This is a genomic window from Paraburkholderia sp., assembly GCF_028283785.1.
In the GTDB taxonomy this organism is placed as follows: Bacteria; Pseudomonadota; Gammaproteobacteria; order Burkholderiales; family Burkholderiaceae; genus Paraburkholderia.
Map to the genome: position 1 here is coordinate 467,808 of NZ_JAPWKB010000018.1, position 18,381 is coordinate 486,188.

16 protein-coding genes are annotated in these 18,381 nt (G+C 63.2%); 12 read left to right on the forward strand and 4 right to left on the reverse strand.

Annotated features, from left to right (window positions below):
- Positions 1-74 precede the first annotated feature (74 nt).
- Positions 75-281, forward strand: a complete 207-nt coding sequence (cspD, locus tag PW947_RS21865; RefSeq protein WP_017776809.1) for a cold shock domain-containing protein CspD — start codon at positions 75-77, stop codon at positions 279-281.
- Between the two features lie 149 nt (positions 282-430).
- Here cspD and PW947_RS21870 read toward each other — a convergent pair whose 3' ends face one another.
- From PW947_RS21870 to icd, 3 genes are all read right to left on the reverse strand, one after another.
- Positions 431-2,050 (reverse strand): multicopper oxidase family protein, encoded by a 1,620-nt coding sequence (locus PW947_RS21870; protein WP_299634487.1) that lies wholly within the window; start codon positions 2,048-2,050, stop codon positions 431-433.
- A gap of 167 nt (positions 2,051-2,217) precedes the next feature.
- Positions 2,218-2,664 carry a hypothetical protein gene (locus PW947_RS21875; RefSeq protein ID WP_299634488.1) on the reverse strand — a complete coding sequence of 149 codons (447 nt, stop codon included), beginning with the start codon at positions 2,662-2,664 and terminating at the stop codon, positions 2,218-2,220.
- A gap of 132 nt (positions 2,665-2,796) precedes the next feature.
- Entirely contained in the window at positions 2,797-4,053 is a 1,257-nt protein-coding gene (gene icd, locus PW947_RS21880) for an NADP-dependent isocitrate dehydrogenase (protein ID WP_299634489.1), read from the reverse strand.
- Between the two features lie 376 nt (positions 4,054-4,429).
- Between icd and PW947_RS21885 the strand changes: the two genes are divergently transcribed.
- The 9 genes from PW947_RS21885 (at position 4,430) to PW947_RS21925 (ending at position 16,254) form a co-directional block, all read left to right on the forward strand.
- Positions 4,430-4,999, forward strand: a complete 570-nt coding sequence (locus tag PW947_RS21885; protein WP_299634490.1) for a pseudouridine synthase — start codon at positions 4,430-4,432, stop codon at positions 4,997-4,999.
- A 398-nt stretch (positions 5,000-5,397) separates the two neighbouring features.
- Complete coding sequence (locus tag PW947_RS21890; RefSeq protein WP_299634491.1) at positions 5,398-5,592, forward strand: hypothetical protein; 195 nt, start codon at positions 5,398-5,400, stop codon at positions 5,590-5,592.
- Between the two features lie 146 nt (positions 5,593-5,738).
- Complete coding sequence (locus PW947_RS21895; protein ID WP_299634492.1) at positions 5,739-6,248, forward strand: DUF192 domain-containing protein; 510 nt, start codon at positions 5,739-5,741, stop codon at positions 6,246-6,248.
- Positions 6,249-7,446: 1,198 nt separating this feature from the next.
- The gene (gene fusA / locus PW947_RS21900; RefSeq protein ID WP_299634493.1) at positions 7,447-9,552 is read left to right on the forward strand and encodes an elongation factor G; all 2,106 of its coding nucleotides are present in this window, start codon (positions 7,447-7,449) and stop codon (positions 9,550-9,552) included.
- Positions 9,553-9,794: 242 nt separating this feature from the next.
- Positions 9,795-10,304, forward strand: a complete 510-nt coding sequence (locus PW947_RS21905; RefSeq protein ID WP_299634494.1) for a cupin domain-containing protein — start codon at positions 9,795-9,797, stop codon at positions 10,302-10,304.
- A 122-nt stretch (positions 10,305-10,426) separates the two neighbouring features.
- Positions 10,427-12,100 (forward strand): ABC transporter substrate-binding protein, encoded by a 1,674-nt coding sequence (locus PW947_RS21910; protein WP_299634495.1) that lies wholly within the window; start codon positions 10,427-10,429, stop codon positions 12,098-12,100.
- A 52-nt stretch (positions 12,101-12,152) separates the two neighbouring features.
- Positions 12,153-13,163, forward strand: a complete 1,011-nt coding sequence (locus PW947_RS21915) for an ABC transporter permease (RefSeq protein WP_299634496.1) — start codon at positions 12,153-12,155, stop codon at positions 13,161-13,163.
- On the forward strand, positions 13,160-14,065 hold the full coding sequence (locus PW947_RS21920; protein WP_299634497.1) for an ABC transporter permease: 906 nt from the start codon (positions 13,160-13,162) through the stop codon (positions 14,063-14,065). The genes PW947_RS21915 and PW947_RS21920 overlap by 4 nt, the downstream gene beginning before the upstream one ends.
- Positions 14,062-16,254: an ABC transporter ATP-binding protein gene (locus tag PW947_RS21925; protein WP_299634498.1), complete on the forward strand. Its 2,193-nt coding sequence runs from the start codon at positions 14,062-14,064 to the stop codon at positions 16,252-16,254. Before PW947_RS21920 ends, PW947_RS21925 begins: the two co-directional genes overlap by 4 nt.
- A 518-nt stretch (positions 16,255-16,772) precedes the next feature.
- Here the strand turns inward: PW947_RS21925 and PW947_RS21930 are convergent.
- On the reverse strand, positions 16,773-17,159 hold the full coding sequence (locus PW947_RS21930) for a hypothetical protein (RefSeq protein ID WP_299634499.1): 387 nt from the start codon (positions 17,157-17,159) through the stop codon (positions 16,773-16,775).
- An 11-nt stretch (positions 17,160-17,170) separates the two neighbouring features.
- Here PW947_RS21930 and PW947_RS21935 point away from each other — a divergent pair, with 11 nt between their 5' ends.
- Both PW947_RS21935 and PW947_RS21940 read left to right on the forward strand, forming a co-directional pair.
- Positions 17,171-17,656, forward strand: a complete 486-nt coding sequence (locus tag PW947_RS21935) for a hypothetical protein (protein ID WP_299634500.1) — start codon at positions 17,171-17,173, stop codon at positions 17,654-17,656.
- Between the two features lie 248 nt (positions 17,657-17,904).
- Entirely contained in the window at positions 17,905-18,378 is a 474-nt protein-coding gene (locus tag PW947_RS21940; protein ID WP_299634501.1) for a hypothetical protein, read from the forward strand.
- Positions 18,379-18,381: the final 3 nt, after the last annotated feature.

Sequence of the window (18,381 nt, forward strand, 5' to 3'; positions counted from 1 at the left end):
GGGCGACTGCTTTTCGCAGTCGTTAAGCTTTTCGAGGGCTCGTGGTAGTGACATGAGTTACAGGGGAAGTAGGTATGGCAACTGGTACGGTCAAATGGTTCAATGACGCAAAAGGTTTCGGATTCATTACGCCCGACGAAGGCGGTGAGGATCTGTTTGCACACTTCTCGGCCATCCAGATGAATGGGTTCAAAACCCTGAAGGAAGGCCAGAAGGTGAGCTTTGAGGTCGTGCAAGGCCCCAAAGGCAAACAGGCATCGAATATCCAGGCAGCAGCCTGAATCTCTCGGTTCCCGCACCTTGTAAAACCCGGCCAGCGCGCCGGGTTTTTTCATTTGCACCTTCACTTCAGTTATCTGCTTTAACGTCAATTGCAGGCACGACCTTTAGGTCGAGATAACCCTCGCTTCAGTACATTTTCGAGTTTTTTTCAAATCACTTTTAGCGTACCCATCATGCCGAGATCTTCATGTTCGAGGATATGGCAATGGAACATGCGCGACCCCGCCATATTCTGCACAGTGGCAATACGCACGATTTCATCGGGTCGCAGATTAACTGTGTCCCGCCATGCGCGAAACGGCTCGGCTGTCGTCACGCCGCCGTATTCCCGCTCGATCACCTGAAACTGCGTGCCGTGCAGATGGAACGGGTGATCCATATCGCTGCGGTTTTCGATCGACCAGAGCTCGACATCGCCGCGACGGCTCGTCAGCGTGACGCGTTTCGGGTCGAACGTCGCGCCGTTGATCAGGAATGTCATGCCGGCCGGCATTCCGTGCCCGGCGGTGGCGCCCGGCTTGTGCATCGCCGCCATATCCATCTTTTCGGACAACACGACGTTTTTTCGCGCGACCGGCGCACCGGGCGGCGGCACCGGACGCAAGGTGTCCGGCAAGATTCGCGCGTCGACTGAAGACGCAGCGAACGCGACATCGGCCAGCACCCGCGCCGGTTCGGGCGGCAAACTGCCCGCGTCGTGGGACATCGCCATTTTCCGGCGGTCATAGACCTGCGCGATCAACGCAGTTTGCGAAGTCTGCGAGCCCGCGCGCACCAACAGTTCGGCGCGCTCGCCCGGCGCGAGCAGCAGTTCGGTCAAGCCTTCGCGCGGCGTTTCGATCAGGCCGCCATCGGTGCCGATCAGTGTAAAACGCGTGTCGCCGCCCAGCGACAATCGTAGATACCGCGCGCTGCACGCATTCCACACCCGCCAGCGTTCGTCGGACGTGACCGTGATCCGCGGACGACGCGCGCCGTTGACCAGCACGAACTGCCCTTCGCGGCCGTTCATCCAGTCCATCATGGTGTTCGGCGCGATCGTGCCGTCGGCGGACAGTTTCAGGTCGGACAAGAACAGATGACGCTCGGGCCATGCGGCGAGCGGATCGTCGGCGGCGCGGACCACGATCGGTCCGGCCAGTCCGCGAAACACCTGTTCCGCCGACAACATATGCGGATGCGGGTGATACCAGTACGTCCCGGCGCTGCCCTTCGGCAACGTAAAGCGATACACGTGCGACGCGCCCGGCGCGACCGGCGCGGACGGATTGCCGTCCTGATCGGGCGGCACCGGCAGACCGTGCCAGTGAATCGTCGACGGCTGCGGCAAGCGGTTCACGAAACGGATCTCGACGGTATCGCCTTCGCGCACCTCGATCATCGGACCGACGACCGGACCGTCCGCCGTGCCGTTTCCGGCATAGGACCAGAACGTGGTCGGATAGCCCGGCAACATCTGACGCGTGACCGGTTGTGCGACCAGCGTCGCGCGAAACACGCCCGGCTCACGGCTTTCGTTGGCGAGCTTGCGCAGATCGGCGAGCGGCGCGCCGGACGGCAACGCGTCGGCATCGGCGAGCGCCGCGGCGGGATGCATCGGCGACGCGCCGGACGGATGCGTCATGCCGGCCATGCCCTTCATGTCCTTCATGTCCATATCGCCCATGCCGGACATATCGTGGCCGGTGTGTTGCGCGAGCACATCGCGCGTGAACATCGAAGCAACGGCGGCGCTCAGCGTGCGCGCGAGGAATTCCCTGCGAATCATGAAATCGTTTCCTTCATCGATGCGGCGCCGGATGCGCGAACCCGTCACAGGCGCCCGCAGATCACGAGGATCGCGGCGTCGGCGGTGAGCGCGCGTGCGTGCAGTGCGCGCACACTCCGCGCCGCTTGAATGGACAGCCCGAGACGATCGGGCGATGACGCCGTCGGTCAGACGACGGCGCTGAAAGAAAACGGTCGAGGAATGGGCGGCCGTAACAACGGCGCATGCGTGAGGCTGACACGCGAAGGTGTCGCGAACGCCAGCGGCGGCGACGCGCCGGACGAATGCGCGTCGAAACCGGACGTGTTCAATAACGCACTCGATAACGCGCTGCAATGCGCGCCGCACATCGTCGTGCAACACGACGCCTGATGACCATTGCAATGCCTATCCGCGCAATGCGTCGGCGGGGTGTCATGCAGCGCATTGCGCGACGACATGACAGCAGGCGAGCGCGCGGCGAGCGCCAGGTGAGCCAGGTGAGCCACCGGATTCATCCGCATCGCCGCGTGCTGCGGCATCGATCCGCAATCGTGTGCATACGCGCCGCGCGTGGCGAGCAACGCCAGCAGCGAAAGCGACAGCACGATCAGAATCCGGCGGAAGGAAGTCATCACCAGGCGTCATTGCCGATGCAAGCGGCAGTGGAAAAAACGGCTCGACCATCATAGCCTGGCGCAGCGACGAAACATGACGTGACCTGATGCGTCGCGCGCCAGACAGAACGGCCGAACTGTCGGTTGCTATTACATATTTTCGATCATCACCTGACCGAAGCCCGAACACGACACTTGCGTCGCGCCTTCCATCAGGCGCGCGAAGTCGTACGTGACGCGCTTTTGCAGGATCGATTTTTCCATCGACGCGATGATCGCGTCCGCGGCCTCGAACCAGCCCAGATGACGCAGCATCATTTCCGCGGACAGAATTTCCGAGCCCGGATTCACGTAGTCCTTGCCCGCGTATTTCGGCGCGGTGCCGTGCGTGGCTTCGAACATCGCGACCGAATCCGACAGGTTCGCGCCCGGCGCAATGCCGATCCCGCCCACTTGCGCGGCCAGCGCGTCGGACACGTAGTCGCCGTTCAGGTTGAGCGTGGCGATCACGTCGTATTCGGCCGGACGCAACAGGATCTGCTGCAGGAACGCGTCGGCGATCACGTCCTTGACGACGATATCGCTGCCCGTCTTCGGATTTTTCACCTTCATCCACGGACCGCCGTCGATCAGCTCGGCTTCGAATTCGTCCTTCGCCAGTTCATAGCCGAAGTCGCGGAACGCGCCTTCGGTGAACTTCATGATGTTGCCTTTGTGAACCAGCGTCACCGAACGACGGTCGTTGTCGATCGCATATTGAATGGCCTTGCGCACGAGGCGCTGCGTGCCTTCCTTCGACACCGGCTTGACACCGATCCCGGACGTATCCGGGAAACGGATTTTCGTGACGCCCATCTCTTCCTGCAGAAACTTGATGAACTTCTTCGCTTCCGCCGACCCGGCCGCCCATTCGATGCCCGCGTAGATATCTTCGGAATTCTCGCGGAAGATCACCATATCGGTCTTTTCCGGTTCACGCACCGGCGACGGCACGCCCTTGAAATACTGTACCGGCCGCAGACACACAAAGAGATCCAGTTGCTGGCGCAACGCGACGTTCAGCGAACGGATGCCGCCGCCCACCGGCGTGGTCAGCGGACCCTTGATCGACACCACGTATTCCTTCACGGCTTCCAGTGTTTCGTCCGGCAGCCACACGTCCGGGCCATACACCTTGGTGGCCTTCTCGCCCGCGTAGATTTCCATCCAGTGGATCTTGCGCTTGCCGCCGTAGGCCTTCTCGACCGCCGCGTCGACCACCTTCAGCATCACCGGCGTGATGTCGACGCCCGTGCCGTCGCCTTCGATGTACGGGATGATCGGCTGGTCGGAAACGTTGAGCGAGAAATCCGCATTGACGGTGATCTTGTCACCCTCAGTCGGAACGTTGATGTGCTGATACGCCATGATCGGACTCCAGAGATGGCTATGCTGACGGAAGCCTGCAGATGCCTACAGATTGGGTACTGCGAAACTGGGCGCTCCTGATGCGCGCGATTCCGGGTGTCTCGTGCCGGACAGGCGATTATTCTAGCCCACGACGATCAACCCGACCGACCACGCCAACGCCCATGCCACGGCGTTTGCGCTGCGGCAGGACGGCGTTCTTCATTGACGGCGTACAGGTATCGTGGGACGTGACCGTTTTGATCCGTCTCGGCTTAACTCTTATATAAGACATAAGACATCATGTCGCGGATTATGCATTAATATCCCGCCATTTGCCAATCGGCCGGAACCGGTGCAAACCCGCGCCGGCCCGCACTTGCAGGACTTTTCCACGATGCGACTGCTCGCCTTGAACAAACCGTTCGGCACGATCTGCCAGTTTTCCCCGCACGAAACGCGCACGTCGCTGGCGGATTTCGTCAAGGTGCCCGACGTCTATCCCGCTGGCCGACTCGACTCGGACAGCGAAGGTTTGCTGTTGCTCACCGACGATGGCGGCTTGCAGGCGCGCATTGCCGAACCGCGTCACAAACTCGTCAAGCGCTATTGGGCGCAAGTCGAAGGTGCGGTCGATGAAGCGGCGTTGAATGCGCTTGCTCGCGGTGTCGATCTGGGCGATTACGTCACGCGTCCGTGTCGCGCCGATTACGTCGAACCACCCGAAACCTTGTGGCCGCGCAATCCCCCTATTCGCGTTCGCGCCGCGATTCCGGCCACGTGGATCGAGTTGTCGATCACCGAAGGCAAGAACCGCCAGGTTCGACGGATGACCGCCGCCGTCGGTCATCCGACGCTGCGACTCGTGCGTGTCGGGATCGGCGCGCTCGACATCCTGTCACTCGGTTTGCAGCCGGGCGACAGCATCGAATTGCCGTCGCGTGCGCCGTGGGATGGCATGCGCTAACGCGCATGCACGTCGACGTTCTATCTACGTTGAACGCGCAAGCCTTTGTATTGCTTTAACTTTCGCGCGTGACACGCGTATGTCGAAAGTGTCGATGACCGGACGATGCGCGGCTCATCGCGAAGACGAATAAAGATTCCCGAAAATTTGCGTCAACCGCGTTGGACGGTCACGCGTTATTCGACGCAGATGCCGCCCGAAGCTATCCGGCATTCAGCCTTAAGGGCCTTGTGCGCGAGCGGTTGTCGAGCACGTGCAGGGAGTCTGAGCGCTTACGCAGAGACGTCGAAGAAATTCTTCGATGGGTCTGTCAACCGAAAGGTCGATGGCACGTTTACCGACATGACTCACCATAACCGGGTCATTTGGTTAATTTACTAAAGCTGAGGATTCACAAAATGAACAAACTGATCGCCGCTCTGGTCGCTGGCCTCTTCGCAACGGCAGCTTTCGCACAAGCTTCGGCACCGGCAGCAGCTTCGGCAGCTCCGGCAGCAGCAGCTTCGACGGCTAAGAAGACCACGAAGCACGCTCACAAGAAGTCGCACAAGAAGGCAGCAGCAGCAGCTGCAGCTTCGGGCGCTTCGGAGTAAGTTTGTTGTAAAAAACGCAGTTAAGAACTAGCAGCATTGCCGTTCTTACGGCGTTGAAAGGCAGGTCACCGAAAGGCGATCTGCCTTTTTGTTTTTGAGGCTCTCGCGTAACATTCGCGGGACATTTTCAAGCAAGGAGTGATGCCGTGCGAATTCCCCTGCGCTCGTTGATTGCGCGTTGTGCGATGGCTGTGGTGGTGCCGGTGGCGGCGGTATCGATGGTTGGATTGGGCGGTATGTCGAGCGCATACGCGCAGGAGATGCCGGCGGGCGCGAAGAAGCCAGGCGATTTTCCGCGCGTGAAGTTGACCGCCGGGATGTTCGTGATCGACGCGGCGGTAGCGGCGAACGATCCGGATCGTGAGCAGGGTTTGATGTACCGGACGCAACTCGCGCCGAACGAAGGGATGTTGTTCGTGTTCAACGAGAACGCGGTGCATTGTTTCTGGATGAAGAACACGTTGATTCCGTTGTCGATTGCGTTTATGCGTGCCGATGGCACGGTGACGGATATCGATGAGATGCAGGCCGAGACGACCAATAACCATTGCCCTCGCAATAATGGTGTTTATGCGTTGGAGATGAGTAAGGGGTGGTTTGCTTCGAAGGGGATCAAGCCGGGGGTGAAGATGCAAGGGTTGCCTGCGGCGCAGTGATTTTTGGTTTTTGCGTTTGTTTGGTTTTTTTTGGTTTGCTTTGGTTGTCCCTGCTTCACGCTGGTCTCGTGGCGTCGGGTTGGTTGTCCCGTGTTCACGCTGGTCTGGCGGCGTCGGTTCAGCTGTCCCGTCTTCACGCTGGTTTGCCTGGATCGTCCCTGTGCGGGACCGCACCTACTTTTCTTTGCTCGCGCAAAGAAAAGTAGGCAAAAGAAAGCGCGTTTACCTCGCGCTTCGTAGCGAGTGGCGTCTAGTATTTTTCGGGTAGTGGACCGCGCACGATTTGAGTTGCCGCACCGCTTGCCTTGGTGACAAGGCAGTCATTCGTTCCGGCTGTTCGCTTCGCGACAGCCGTTGGGCACAGCCCCGTCTTATTCTCTTGGCGCCATTCGCGCGCCCCACTCCGTCCGTCACAAAACCCGCTTTCCTGGCTGGCGCCGCTCCGTTCGCGCGCAAGATTCCAGGCCAATCAGAACGTCGAAACCATCGTGAAGGCGGCCGAATGCCGTGGCGCAAACCGGGCCTTGAGCCAGAGGCTGGAACGGGCGTGGGAGCATGCAAATCGAGAGACGCAAACCGGGCATCGAGCCAACGCGGGAACCGTCGTGGGGCTTGAAATTCGAGAGGGAAAGCCGGGCTTTGATCCCACACCGGAACCGTCGTGAGGGCGGGCGAATGACGAGGCGCAGATGGGGTTTTGAAGTGGGCTACCGCCGCGCAGCGGGCGGGATGTGCGGGCGCGGACCACCAGGAAAAACGGCGCGGCAACTCCAAACGTGCGCGGTCCACTACCCGTTCTGGACGGACGCCACTCGCTACGAAGTGGCGGTGTAAACGCGCTTTCTTTTGCCTACTTTTCTTTGCGCGAGCAAAGAAAAGTAGGTGCGGTCCCGCACAGGGACGATCCAGGCAGACCGACGCGAAACCGGGACAACCAAAAACAAACCAGGCAAACCAGAACGACCAAAAACCAGAAAAAACCCAAAACCAACCCAAAACCATCCCAAAACCCACGCTGCAAGCAAAACCTCCCCCACCGCGTTATTCTTATGGACTTGTCAAGCCAGCAGCCAGCCCCATTTAAGGCACTGCAAAAAACCCGTCCGCGCAGCCAACCCTGACCGGCCCGAACGGGCAACTGGCAATCTGACACCCGCCGCCCGGCGGCTCACCGGCGCGCTATTACCAGGAGGTTCACGTGCCCCGCAAGACTCCCATCGAGCGCTACCGGAATATCGGCATCAGCGCTCACATCGATGCCGGCAAAACCACTACCACCGAACGCATCCTGTTCTACACCGGCGTGACCCACAAGATCGGCGAGGTTCACGACGGTGCGGCAACGATGGACTGGATGGAGCAGGAGCAGGAGCGCGGCATCACCATCACCTCCGCGGCGACCACCGCCTTCTGGAAAGGCATGGCCGGTAACTATCCCGAACATCGGATCAATATCATCGACACCCCCGGGCACGTCGACTTCACCATCGAAGTCGAACGCTCGATGCGCGTGCTCGACGGCGCCTGCATGGTCTACGACTCGGTCGGCGGCGTGCAGCCGCAATCGGAAACGGTCTGGCGTCAGGCCAACAAGTACAAGGTGCCCCGCATCGCGTTCGTCAACAAGATGGACCGCGTCGGCGCAGACTTTTTCCGCGTCCAGCGCCAGATCGGCGACCGCCTGAAGGGCGTCGCGGTGCCGATCCAGATTCCCATCGGCGCGGAAGAACACTTCCAGGGCGTGGTCGACCTCGTCAAAATGAAGGCGATCTACTGGGAAGAAGAGAACCAGGGCATCAAGTTCGAATATCGCGATATCCCGCAGGAACTCGCGGCCACGGCAAAGGAATGGCACGACAAGATGGTCGAAGCCGCCGCCGAAGCGAATGAAGCGCTGCTCGACAAATACCTCGGCGGCGAGACGCTGACCGAAGAGGAAATCAAGCACGGCATCCGCACCCGCTGCATCGCCAACGAAATCGTGCCGATGCTGTGCGGCAGCGCGTTCAAGAACAAGGGCGTGCAGGCCATGCTCGACGCGGTGATCGACTATCTGCCGTCGCCGGTGGACGTGCCCGCCATCAGCGGCCACGACGAGCACGACAAGGAAATCGAGCGTCATCCGACCGACACCGATCCCTTCTCGGCGCTTGCCTTCAAGATCATGACCGACCCGTTCGTCGGCCAGCTAATCTTCTTTCGCGTCTACTCGGGCGTGGTGAATTCAGGCGACACGGTCTACAACGCGATCAAGGAAAAGAAGGAACGCCTTGGCCGGATTCTCCAGATGCACGCCAACGAGCGTAAGGAAATCAAGGAAGTCTACGCAGGCGACATCGCCGCAGCCGTCGGCCTGAAAGAAGCCACCACGGGCGACACGCTGTGCGATCCGAACAACGTGATCATCCTCGAAAAGATGATCTTCCCGGAACCGGTGATCTCGCAGGCCGTCGAGCCGAAAACCAAGGTCGACCAGGAAAAGATGGGGATCGCGCTGAACCGCCTGGCGCAGGAAGACCCGTCGTTCCGCGTGCAAACCGACGAAGAATCCGGCCAGACGATCATCTCCGGGATGGGCGAGTTGCACCTGGAAATTCTGGTCGACCGGATGAAGCGCGAATTCGGCGTCGAGGCCACGGTCGGCAAGCCGCAGGTCGCGTATCGCGAAACAGTGCGCAACAAGGTCGAAGACGTCGAAGGCAAGTTCGTCAAGCAATCGGGCGGCCGTGGTCAGTACGGCCACGCAGTCGTCACGCTGGAGCCGGCGGCGCAAGGCAAGGGCTATGAATTCGTCGACGCGATCAAGGGCGGCGTGATCCCGCGCGAGTACATCCCGGCGGTGGACAAAGGCATTCAGGAAACCCTGAAGGCCGGCGTGCTGGCGGGCTATCCGGTGGTCGACGTGAAGGTGACGCTGACTTTCGGCTCGTACCACGACGTCGATTCGAACGAAAACGCGTTCCGCATGGCCGGTTCGATGGCGTTCAAGGAAGCGATGCGCAAGGCCAAACCGGTCCTGCTAGAACCGATGATGGCCGTCGAGGTGGAAACGCCGGAAGACTTCATGGGCAATGTGATGGGCGACCTCTCCAGCCGTCGCGGTCTCGTGCAAGGCATGGAAGACATCGCGGGCGGCGGCGGCAAGCTGGTGCGCGCCGAAGTGCCGCTCGCGGAAATGTTCGGCTACTCGACGTCGCTGCGCTCAGCAACACAAGGCCGCGCCACGTACACGATGGAGTTCAAGCACTACGCCGAAACGCCGAACAACGTCGCGGAAGCGGTGATCAACGCAAAACACAAGTAAGCGCTGAACCGTGCTCACCGGTGCCGCGGCACGGCATCGGTGAAACCACGGAAAACCACGCAGGTCGGTCTTCCGTACGCCGTCCGCATCGGCAAGAGCCCGTCCCCAATGGACGGGCTTTTTTCCGCCTGCCAGAATGCACCTTATTGGACGCGGCCGACCGTATCCGCGATCCATTGCGATGCACGAGCAACGGATCCGTCAACCTGACAGCACGCGGCAGGCACCCGAGGAGACAGACGATGAGTCACGACCATAACCCTGACCACGATCACGACCACGAACATCCCGTCGACTGGCGCGAGCACGGCGTCAAGGTGATCCGGGGCGACCAGCTCGACACCAACACCGCGCAGACGCCCGGCATGAACCGCGCCGCCGCGATCAACGCGGCACGGGTCGGCGCGCAGAAGATCTGGGCCGGAACCGTGACGATCCACCCGAACGCGAAGACCGGCGCGCATCATCACGGCGCGCTGGAAAGCGTGATCTACGTGGTACGCGGCCAGGCGCGGATGCGCTGGGGCGACCATCTGGAATTCACCGCCGAAGCCGGTCCCGGCGACTTTATCTTCGTGCCGCCGTACGTACCGCACCAGGAAATCAATGCCCGCACGGACGAACCGCTGGAATGCGTACTGGTCAGAAGCGACAACGAAGCCGTCGTCGTCAATCTGAATATCGACGCGGCCGAAGCGCCCGAAACCGTCTACTGGGTCGATCCGATCCACAAACATCCGCACGACCTTTGAGCCTGTCCGGGGCAAGGCATCCGGATTGCTCCACCTGCTCGATCAGCCCGAAAAGAACCTCCGCGCGCGCAGCGCCGCAGGTGTTGCAACGACAACCACAGCAAAGAGACGGACCGCACCCGATGACGAAGCCCACTGTGACGCAGCACATCCGCAACGCGATCGATAACGCGCGCAACGAAGCCGACCCGCTCGGCCACCACGCGCTCGACGAATATGCCGCCGGCCGTCTGACGCGCCGCGAGTTGCTGCGCTACGCCAGTGTGATCGGCCTGACCACGCTGACGGGCGCGGGCGTATTCGGCTCGAACGCGGCCCGCGCGCAAGGCGCGAAGGCCACCAGCCAGACCATTCGCGTTGCTCACCTGACGCCTGCAGGCGCGGTCGATCCGCTCTCGGTGACCGACGCCGCGAGTCTCGCGCTACTGAACCAGACCGGCGAATTCCTGATCGACGACGACGGCGAAAAACTCACGCTGAAGCCCGCGCTCGCACTGTCGTGGAAACCGAACGAAAAAGGCGACGTCTGGACCTTCAAGCTCCGCGAAAACGTCAAATTCCACGACGGACAAAGCTTCGGCGCGAAAGACGTGGTCGCGACCTTCGACCGCCTCGCCGATCCGGCGAGCGGATCAGCCGCGTTGTCGGTGCTGAAAGGCGTGCTGTCGAAAGGCGGCGCGAAGCTGGTCGATGAACACACCGTGGCGTTCCATCTCGACGCGCCCAACGGCAACTTCCCGTTTTACGTATCGTCCGATAATTACAACGCGGTGATCCTGCCCGCGAACTACGCGGGCGGCTACGAGAAAACCTTTATCGGCACCGGACCGTTCCGGTTCGAAAAATACCAGCCGAAGGTCGGCGCATCCTTCGTTCGCAATCCGGATTACTGGGGCGACAAGGCGTTGCCCGAGCGCGTCCAGTTTTCGTTCTACGCGGACGAGCAGGCGCAGATCCTCGCATTGCAAGGCCATCAGGCGGACGTGATGGGCACCTTCACCGTGCAGGGCGGCCAGGGCCTGATGAACAATCCCGCGTTTCAGGTGGTCGGCGTGAAGTCGAGCGCGCATCGGCAGATCCATATGCGCAACGACAATCCGCTCTTCAAGGACAAACGCGTTCGCCAGGCGCTCGCGCTGTCGTTGAATCGCGATGTGATCGTGCGCGGCCTGTTCAAGGGGCGCGCCGCGCCCGGCAACGATAGCCCGTTCGCGCCGGTGTTTCCGTCGTCCGATGCTGGCGTGCCGCAGCGCAAACAGGACGTCGCGAAAGCGAAGCAACTGCTCGCGCAAGCGGGCGTCGCGAATGGTTTCGACGTCACGTTGACCACCGAAAAATACATGGAGATCCCCGATCTCGCGGTCGTCGTGCAGAACGCGGCGAAAGCGATCGGCGTGCGGATCGACCTGAAAGTCGAAAGCCAGTCGCTGTACTACGGCGCGGGCACGTTCGGAAAATCGGACTGGCTCGATTCGCCGCTCGGCATCACCGATTACGGCCATCGCGGCGTGCCGAACGTGTTCCTGAACGCACCGCTGACCAGCAACGGCACCTGGAACGCCGCGCATTTCAAGAACCCGCAATACGATCAGCTGGTCGCGCAATTCGTCGCGGCCATCGACATCGGCTCGCAGAAAAAGCTGTCCGGTCAGATCCAGACGCTGCTGCTCGACGAGACGCCCGTCATCATTCCGTTCTTCTACGATCAGTGCATCGCGGCGACGAAAAAACTGAGCGGCATGCGTTTCACCGCGCTCGCGCAACTGTATTTCGATCGTGCGGTGTTGAGCGCGTGACGCCGTCAACGGCAGCGATTCGCCGTCACGCACACGCCACGCTCCGATAACGATGTCCACTCCGGCCACCTCCTCCGCGCCACGTGCGTCGAACGGCAATGCACGACGCGTCGCGCGCTTTCTCGCGACGCGGCTCGGGTTGTCGCTGATCACGCTGTGGCTGCTGTCGGTGATCGTGTTCGCGGGCGGACAACTGCTGCCCGGCGATATCGGCCGTGCGATTCTCGGGCCGCTCGCCGACGCGCGCGCGGTGGCGGCGCTCAACCACCAACTCGGCGCGGACCGGCCGCTGTTCACCCAGTACACGGACTGGATCGGTCACTTCGTGCGCGGCGACATGGGACTGTCGTATGCGTATCGCGAGCCGGTCGGACCGTTTATCCGCGACGCGCTCGCGCACTCCGCGAAGCTCGGCCTGCTGGCGTTTATCGTCGTGGTGCCGCTCGGCATCGCGGGCGGCGTGTGGGCCGCGTTGAACGCGGGACGCTGGCTCGACCGCACCATCAGCATCACCGGACTGTCGGCGACGGTCGTGCCGGAATTCGTGTCGTCGATCGTGCTGATTCTCGTGTTCGGCGTATGGCTGCAATGGCTGCCGATCGAAGCGACCTATCCGCCCGACGCCGGACCGTTCGAACAGTTGAAGCATCTGATCCTGCCGATCCTGCCGCTCGTGCTGGTGTTCTTCGGCTACATCGCGCGGATGGCGCGCGCCGGCACGGTCGAAGCGCTCGACGCCGACTACACGCGCACCGCGATCCTCAAAGGTTTGCCCAAGCACGTCGTGATCTGGCGGCACGTGCTGCGCAACGCGCTGCTGCCGACCATCACCGTCGCCGCGACGCAACTCGGCTACATGATCGGCGGACTGGTCGTGGTCGAGACACTGTTTCATTACCAGGGCATCGGCTCGCTGATCTACAACGCCGCGAAGGCGAAGGATTTCCCGATGCTCGAAGCGGGCGTGCTGACGATCGGCGTGGTCTATACGGTCGCGAACCTGATCGCCGATGCGATGAACGTGCTGCTCAATCCGCGCCTGCGCGTGAGGAGCGCCGAATGAGCACGCTCACGCCGGACGCGCAAACGCCGCCGGACCCGCCGCCCGACGTGCCCGCGAAGGCCAGGCCCGCCGCCGATCCGCGTTTCGATCAGCTCCGTTTGCTGCTGCGCTCGCCGACCTTCGTCGCCGGTGCCGCGATCCTGCTGATGTGGGTGGTCTGCGCGATTGCCGGGATGTGGATCGCGCCGCAAGATCCGTATGCGTCCGATCCGTTGAACTCGCTGATGCCGCCCGATGCCGCGCACTGGTTCGGCACCGATCAGCTCGGCCGCGACGTGTTCTCGCGGGTGATCGTCGGCGCGCGCGACATCCTGACCATCGCGCCGCTCGCGACGCTGCTCGGCACGCTCGCGGGTACCGCGCTCGGCCTGATCGTCGGGTATTTCGAAGGCTGGGTCGATCACGTCGTCGGGCGCGCGATCGACGCCGTGCTCGCGCTGCCGCTGGTGATCGTCGCGCTGCTCGCACTGGCCGCGGTCGGCGCATCGAACCTGACCGTGATTCTGGTGATCGGCATCACCTTCACGCCGATCACCGCGCGCACCGTGCGCGCCGCCGTCTTCGCCGAACGTCATCTCGACTACGTCGCCGCCGCGCAACTGCGCGGTGAAAACGCGCTGTACATCATGTTCTGCGAGATTCTGCCGAACGTGCTGCCGCCGATCATCGTCGAAGCGACGGTGCGGCTCGGCTACGCGATTTTCGCGGTCGCGACGCTGTCGTTTCTCGGCTTCGGCATCCAGCCGCCGTCCGCCGACTGGGGACTGGCGCTGTCCGAGTCGTACACGCTGATGGCGGGCGGCGCATGGTGGACCGTCGTGTTCGATGCGGCCGCGATCGCGTCGCTGGTGGTCGCCGTCAACCTGATCGCAGACAGCGTGCAAGGAGTGCTCGACCGATGAACGGTCCGCCGCCCGCCTCGTTCCCCGCATTCGACGTATCGAAGAGCGAACGCACCGACGCCTTGACCGTGATCGGACTCACCGTCACGTACCGGATTCGCGGACGCGATCGCGAGGTGCTGCAGGATGTGTCGTTTCGGGTGCGGCGCGGCGAAGCGTATGGGCTCGTCGGCGAATCCGGTTGCGGCAAATCGACGGTCGCGATGGCGACGCTGCGCTATCTGCCGCGTAACGGCAAGGTCAAGGCGGGCAAGATCCTGATTGCCGGGCAGGACGTGCAGAAACTCGGCGCCGACGCATTGCGCGAGATGCGCGCGAACAGCGTCTCGATGGTCTATCAGGACCCTACGCGCGCGCTGAATCCGTCGCTGACGATCGCGCGGCAAGTGTCGGAGGCGTTCGAGGCATCGGGCGCATCGAAACACGACGCATCCGAACGCGCGCTCGACATGCTCAGGCGCGTGCGGATCGCATCGCCCGAACGCGTGATGGACAGCTATCCGCATCAATTGTCGGGCGGCATGCAGCAACGCGTCGTGATCGCGATGGCGCTCGCGTCGAACCCGGCCCTGCTGATTCTCGACGAACCGACCACCGGCCTCGACGCAACGGTCGAAGCCGAAGTGCTCGACCTGATCGCACAACTGCGTGTGGAATTCGGCACCGCCGTGCTGTTTATCAGCCACAACCTCGCGGTGATCGGGCGGATGTGCGAGCGCGTCGGCGTGCTGTACGCGGGCAAGCTGATCGAGGAAGGCGCGACCCGCGATGTGTTCGCGCGACCGCGTCATCCTTATACGGTCGGGTTGTTGCGTTGCCTGCCGACGCGCGGACGCACCCGGCGCGATGCACCGCTCGACACGATCGCGGGCAGTTTGCCGGTGCCGGGCTCCGTCACGCAGGGTTGCATCTACGCGGAGCGCTGCCGTCTCGCCGACGCACGCTGCCGACGCGACGCGCCGCCGCCGCATCGCGTCAGCGCGGCGCACGGCGACCAGATGTCGCGCTGTCACTATCACGAGCGGGCCATGACTCTGCCGCGCGCCGACGCATCGGACGACACGGCGATGGTGGAAACAAGGGCGGCGACGGAAAGGGCCCGCGCGAATCCCGCTCGCGTGTTGCGCGCGCAAAACGTCTCGAAGACGTTTCATGTGGGCGGCACGGCGCTGCGCGCGCTCGACGGTGTGTCGCTCGATCTTGCCGCCGGTGAAACGCTCGGTCTGGTCGGCGAGTCGGGCAGCGGCAAAACCACGCTCGCGAAGGTCCTGCTCGGCCTGAGCGCGCCCGACGCCGGCAGCGTCGTCGAACTCGACGGCGCGAGTTTGGCGCCGCGCGTCACGCGACGCACCGACGATCAGGTGAAGGCGTTGCAGATCGTGTTTCAGAATCCCGATTCCGCGTTGAATCGCGCGCATTCGGTGCGGCGGCTGATCGGTCGCGCGTTGTCGCGGCTTGCCGCGTTGCGCGGCGCGGCACAGGAAGAACGGCTGCTCTCGCTCACCGCCGCCGTGCGACTGCCCGAGCGCTATCTCGGATCGCGCAGCCGGCAACTGTCGGGCGGCTTGAAGCAGCGCGTCGCGATTGCACGCGCATTTGCGGGCGAGCCGCGCGTGGTGGTCTGCGATGAGCCGACTTCCGCGCTCGATGTCTCCGTGCAGGCCGCGATTCTGAATCTGCTTGCGGATTTGCAGCGTCAGCGTGGCGTGAGCTATGTATTTATCTCGCACGATCTGAACGTGGTCCGCTATCTGTCCGACCGGATCGCGGTGTTGTACGTCGGACGGTTGCTGGAGATCGGACCGGCGTCGGCCGTGTTCGACGGGCCGCATCATCCGTATACCGAAGCGTTGCTGTCGTCGGTGCCGAGCCTCGATCTCGATGCCGGTTCCGGGATCGATCCTGATGGCGGGAGCGCCGGTGAGGCGCAGCACAACTCGCCGCGCAACGCGCGCGTGCAACGTATCCGCCTAAGCGGCGACGTGCCCGGTGCAGCATCGACGCCGACGGGTTGCGTGTTTCATACGCGCTGTCCGCGCAAGCTCGGCGCGATCTGCGAGGAACAGGATCCGCCGTTCGACGACGCGGGCGAAGGTCACCAGATTCGCTGCCACATTCCCGTCGACGAACTGCGCGCGCTGCAAACCGCCACGCAAGACCACGACCACGACGCCGACGGCACGCACTGACGTCGACATACGATCCGTTCGAAACAGGCGTGCGGCACCGCGCATAGAGCCATGCAAGCGCGATACGAATCGCGCCGAATCCCGCCCGTAATCCGGTTCGCGTTTCAGTCGCGAAACATTTTCCGCGAATTTTCTTGCGCGCTCGACGGCGTCGCCAGTCGAGCGCCTTGCCGGTTAAGGCATGGCGTTCGATGGCACGCTTATCGCTATTAACTTTCCCGACGCATTCCGGATCGCCGCGCCACACGGGCGGTTCCCGGCATCGTCACCGCAATTGTCGAGACGTCGGGATGTCGCCACGGACCGTGCGACGCGCGACGATTGCGGTCAGCGACGCGACCCGCGCATAAGCAGGCTCGCCGCACGACAGGCAGCACGGCAGTGACGGCTACGGGGTGTCGGCGTTCGATCGGGAGAGCTGTGATGAGAACGACAATATTTAATCAGTATTACTACTATTTAGCACGGGGTGCTGCGGTTGTTGGTGCGGGCGTGGGTTTGATGATGACCCACCCCGCTCACGCGGCTTCCGACGAAGTGATACCGGCGGCCTTCATGATCGCCGAAGCGACCACGCCGGGCGCAGGCGCGCACGCGGGCTTGCCCGGTGCTCGCGACAATCCGTCGGCGACCAGCGGATCGGCCGATACCGCCGGTGTGATCGGCGCGACCGACGCGCCGGGCAGTGCCATCAGCGCCGCCGACGATGCGGCCGCCGTATTCAGCGCCGATCCTTCCATCTGCCGTTCGACCGAAGCCGGCTTGTGCGGACCGCGCGCACGCGGCGGCGGCGCGGGCAACAGCGGCGCATCGAATGGCGGCGCGGCGAGCGGCGGCAATGGCAGTTCGGGATCGGCCAGCGCGGGCGGTTCGGCAGGCGGCAAAGGCAGCGGCAGTTCGGGCAATAGCAGCGGCGGTGCTGCTGGCGGTGGCGGCGGCGGTGGCGGTGGCGGTGGCGGCGGCGGTGGCGGTGGCGGTGGCGGTGGCGGTGGCGGTGGCGGTGGCGGTGGCGGTGGTGGCGGTGGAAGCGGCGGCTGTGGTTGCGGCGGTGGCGGTGGCGGAAGCGGCGGTGCTGGTGCCGGTGGATCGGGCGGCGGCAAAGGCGGCGGCTTCGGTGGTGGGTTCGGCGGCGGATTTGGCGGCGGATTTGGCGGTGGCTTCGGTGGCGGCTTCGGCGGCAAAGGCGGCGGCTACGGTGGCAAAGGTGGCGGCAACGGCGGCGGGAATGGTGGCGGTAGCGGCGGTAATGGTGGCGGCGGCGGACATTGACGTTCGCGACGCGTATCGGCGGCGGTGCCCCCGCACCGCTGCTTCACGCGCGATCGCCCGGATGGCCCGCCGGGTCATCGCGGGCCGCTCTCGACGGACGTCGGCAAGCTCAGGCGGTCTGGCGCAGCCCTGACCTGATCTCGCCACGTTCGACGGGACACCGCGTCGCCGGCAACGGCGGTGACAGTCGATCCCCCGGTCGATTGCCACCGCCTGGGCCCGGCGCAAACGCGGTTTCTCCAGACGCCGCGCGCGGTCTATCCGGCACGTCCGGCACAATCGACAGCGCCCCGCGCTGCACACGCACTGCGCGTCGGCCGGAACCAAATGGCGTCGATGGCCTCATATCCAATTCAACGTTCGATATGAGGGCAATCCAACATGAAACGAAACGCTCCCTTCGCTTTCGCGCGCGCAACCGGCGGATTGATGATCGCCGCCACGCTCGGTTTCGCCTCGCTCTCGTCATTCGCGCAAACGCCGGCGCCCCCCGTTCAATCGCCCGACGCCGTCAATGCCGCCGTCGCGCCGCCAGTCGATCCGAGTTTCTCCGCGTATTCGCTTGCGCAAACCTGCAAGCAGAAAAACGACAACGTCGCGCAATCGCAGTGTGTCGGCGCGGTGCGCGGGATCATCCACGGTTATCAATACGGCGTTCTGTTCCTGGGCCAGCGCTCGTCGCTGCCCGCCAACGAGACGCAACGCGTCTCGCTGTGTCTGCGCGACGCGCCCGTCTCGTCGATCGTCGATGAATTCGTCGGCGACGCGGCCCAGGTCAGCGACGACTCCCTCAAGCGCACGCCCGCCGAAGTCGCCCTGCTCGGCTCGGTGCATATGCATCACGCGTGCAATTGACGC

Bases quoted from the DNA above. Each gene is read 5' to 3' on its own strand.
- PW947_RS21875 (WP_299634488.1), bottom strand. From the start codon at position 2,664: ATGACTTCCTTCCGCCGGATTCTGATCGTGCTGTCGCTTTCGCTGCTG.
- PW947_RS21885 (WP_299634490.1), top strand. From the start codon at position 4,430: ATGCGACTGCTCGCCTTGAACAAACCGTTCGGCACGATCTGCCAGTTT.
- PW947_RS21870 (WP_299634487.1), bottom strand. From the start codon at position 2,050: ATGATTCGCAGGGAATTCCTCGCGCGCACGCTGAGCGCCGCCGTTGCT.
- PW947_RS21925 (WP_299634498.1), top strand. From the start codon at position 14,062: ATGAACGGTCCGCCGCCCGCCTCGTTCCCCGCATTCGACGTATCGAAG.
- PW947_RS21915 (WP_299634496.1), top strand. From the start codon at position 12,153: ATGTCCACTCCGGCCACCTCCTCCGCGCCACGTGCGTCGAACGGCAAT.
- icd (WP_299634489.1), bottom strand. From the start codon at position 4,053: ATGGCGTATCAGCACATCAACGTTCCGACTGAGGGTGACAAGATCACC.
- PW947_RS21905 (WP_299634494.1), top strand. From the start codon at position 9,795: ATGAGTCACGACCATAACCCTGACCACGATCACGACCACGAACATCCC.
- cspD (WP_017776809.1), top strand. From the start codon at position 75: ATGGCAACTGGTACGGTCAAATGGTTCAATGACGCAAAAGGTTTCGGA.
- PW947_RS21920 (WP_299634497.1), top strand. From the start codon at position 13,160: ATGAGCACGCTCACGCCGGACGCGCAAACGCCGCCGGACCCGCCGCCC.
- PW947_RS21910 (WP_299634495.1), top strand. From the start codon at position 10,427: ATGACGAAGCCCACTGTGACGCAGCACATCCGCAACGCGATCGATAAC.
- PW947_RS21890 (WP_299634491.1), top strand. From the start codon at position 5,398: ATGAACAAACTGATCGCCGCTCTGGTCGCTGGCCTCTTCGCAACGGCA.
- PW947_RS21940 (WP_299634501.1), top strand. From the start codon at position 17,905: ATGAAACGAAACGCTCCCTTCGCTTTCGCGCGCGCAACCGGCGGATTG.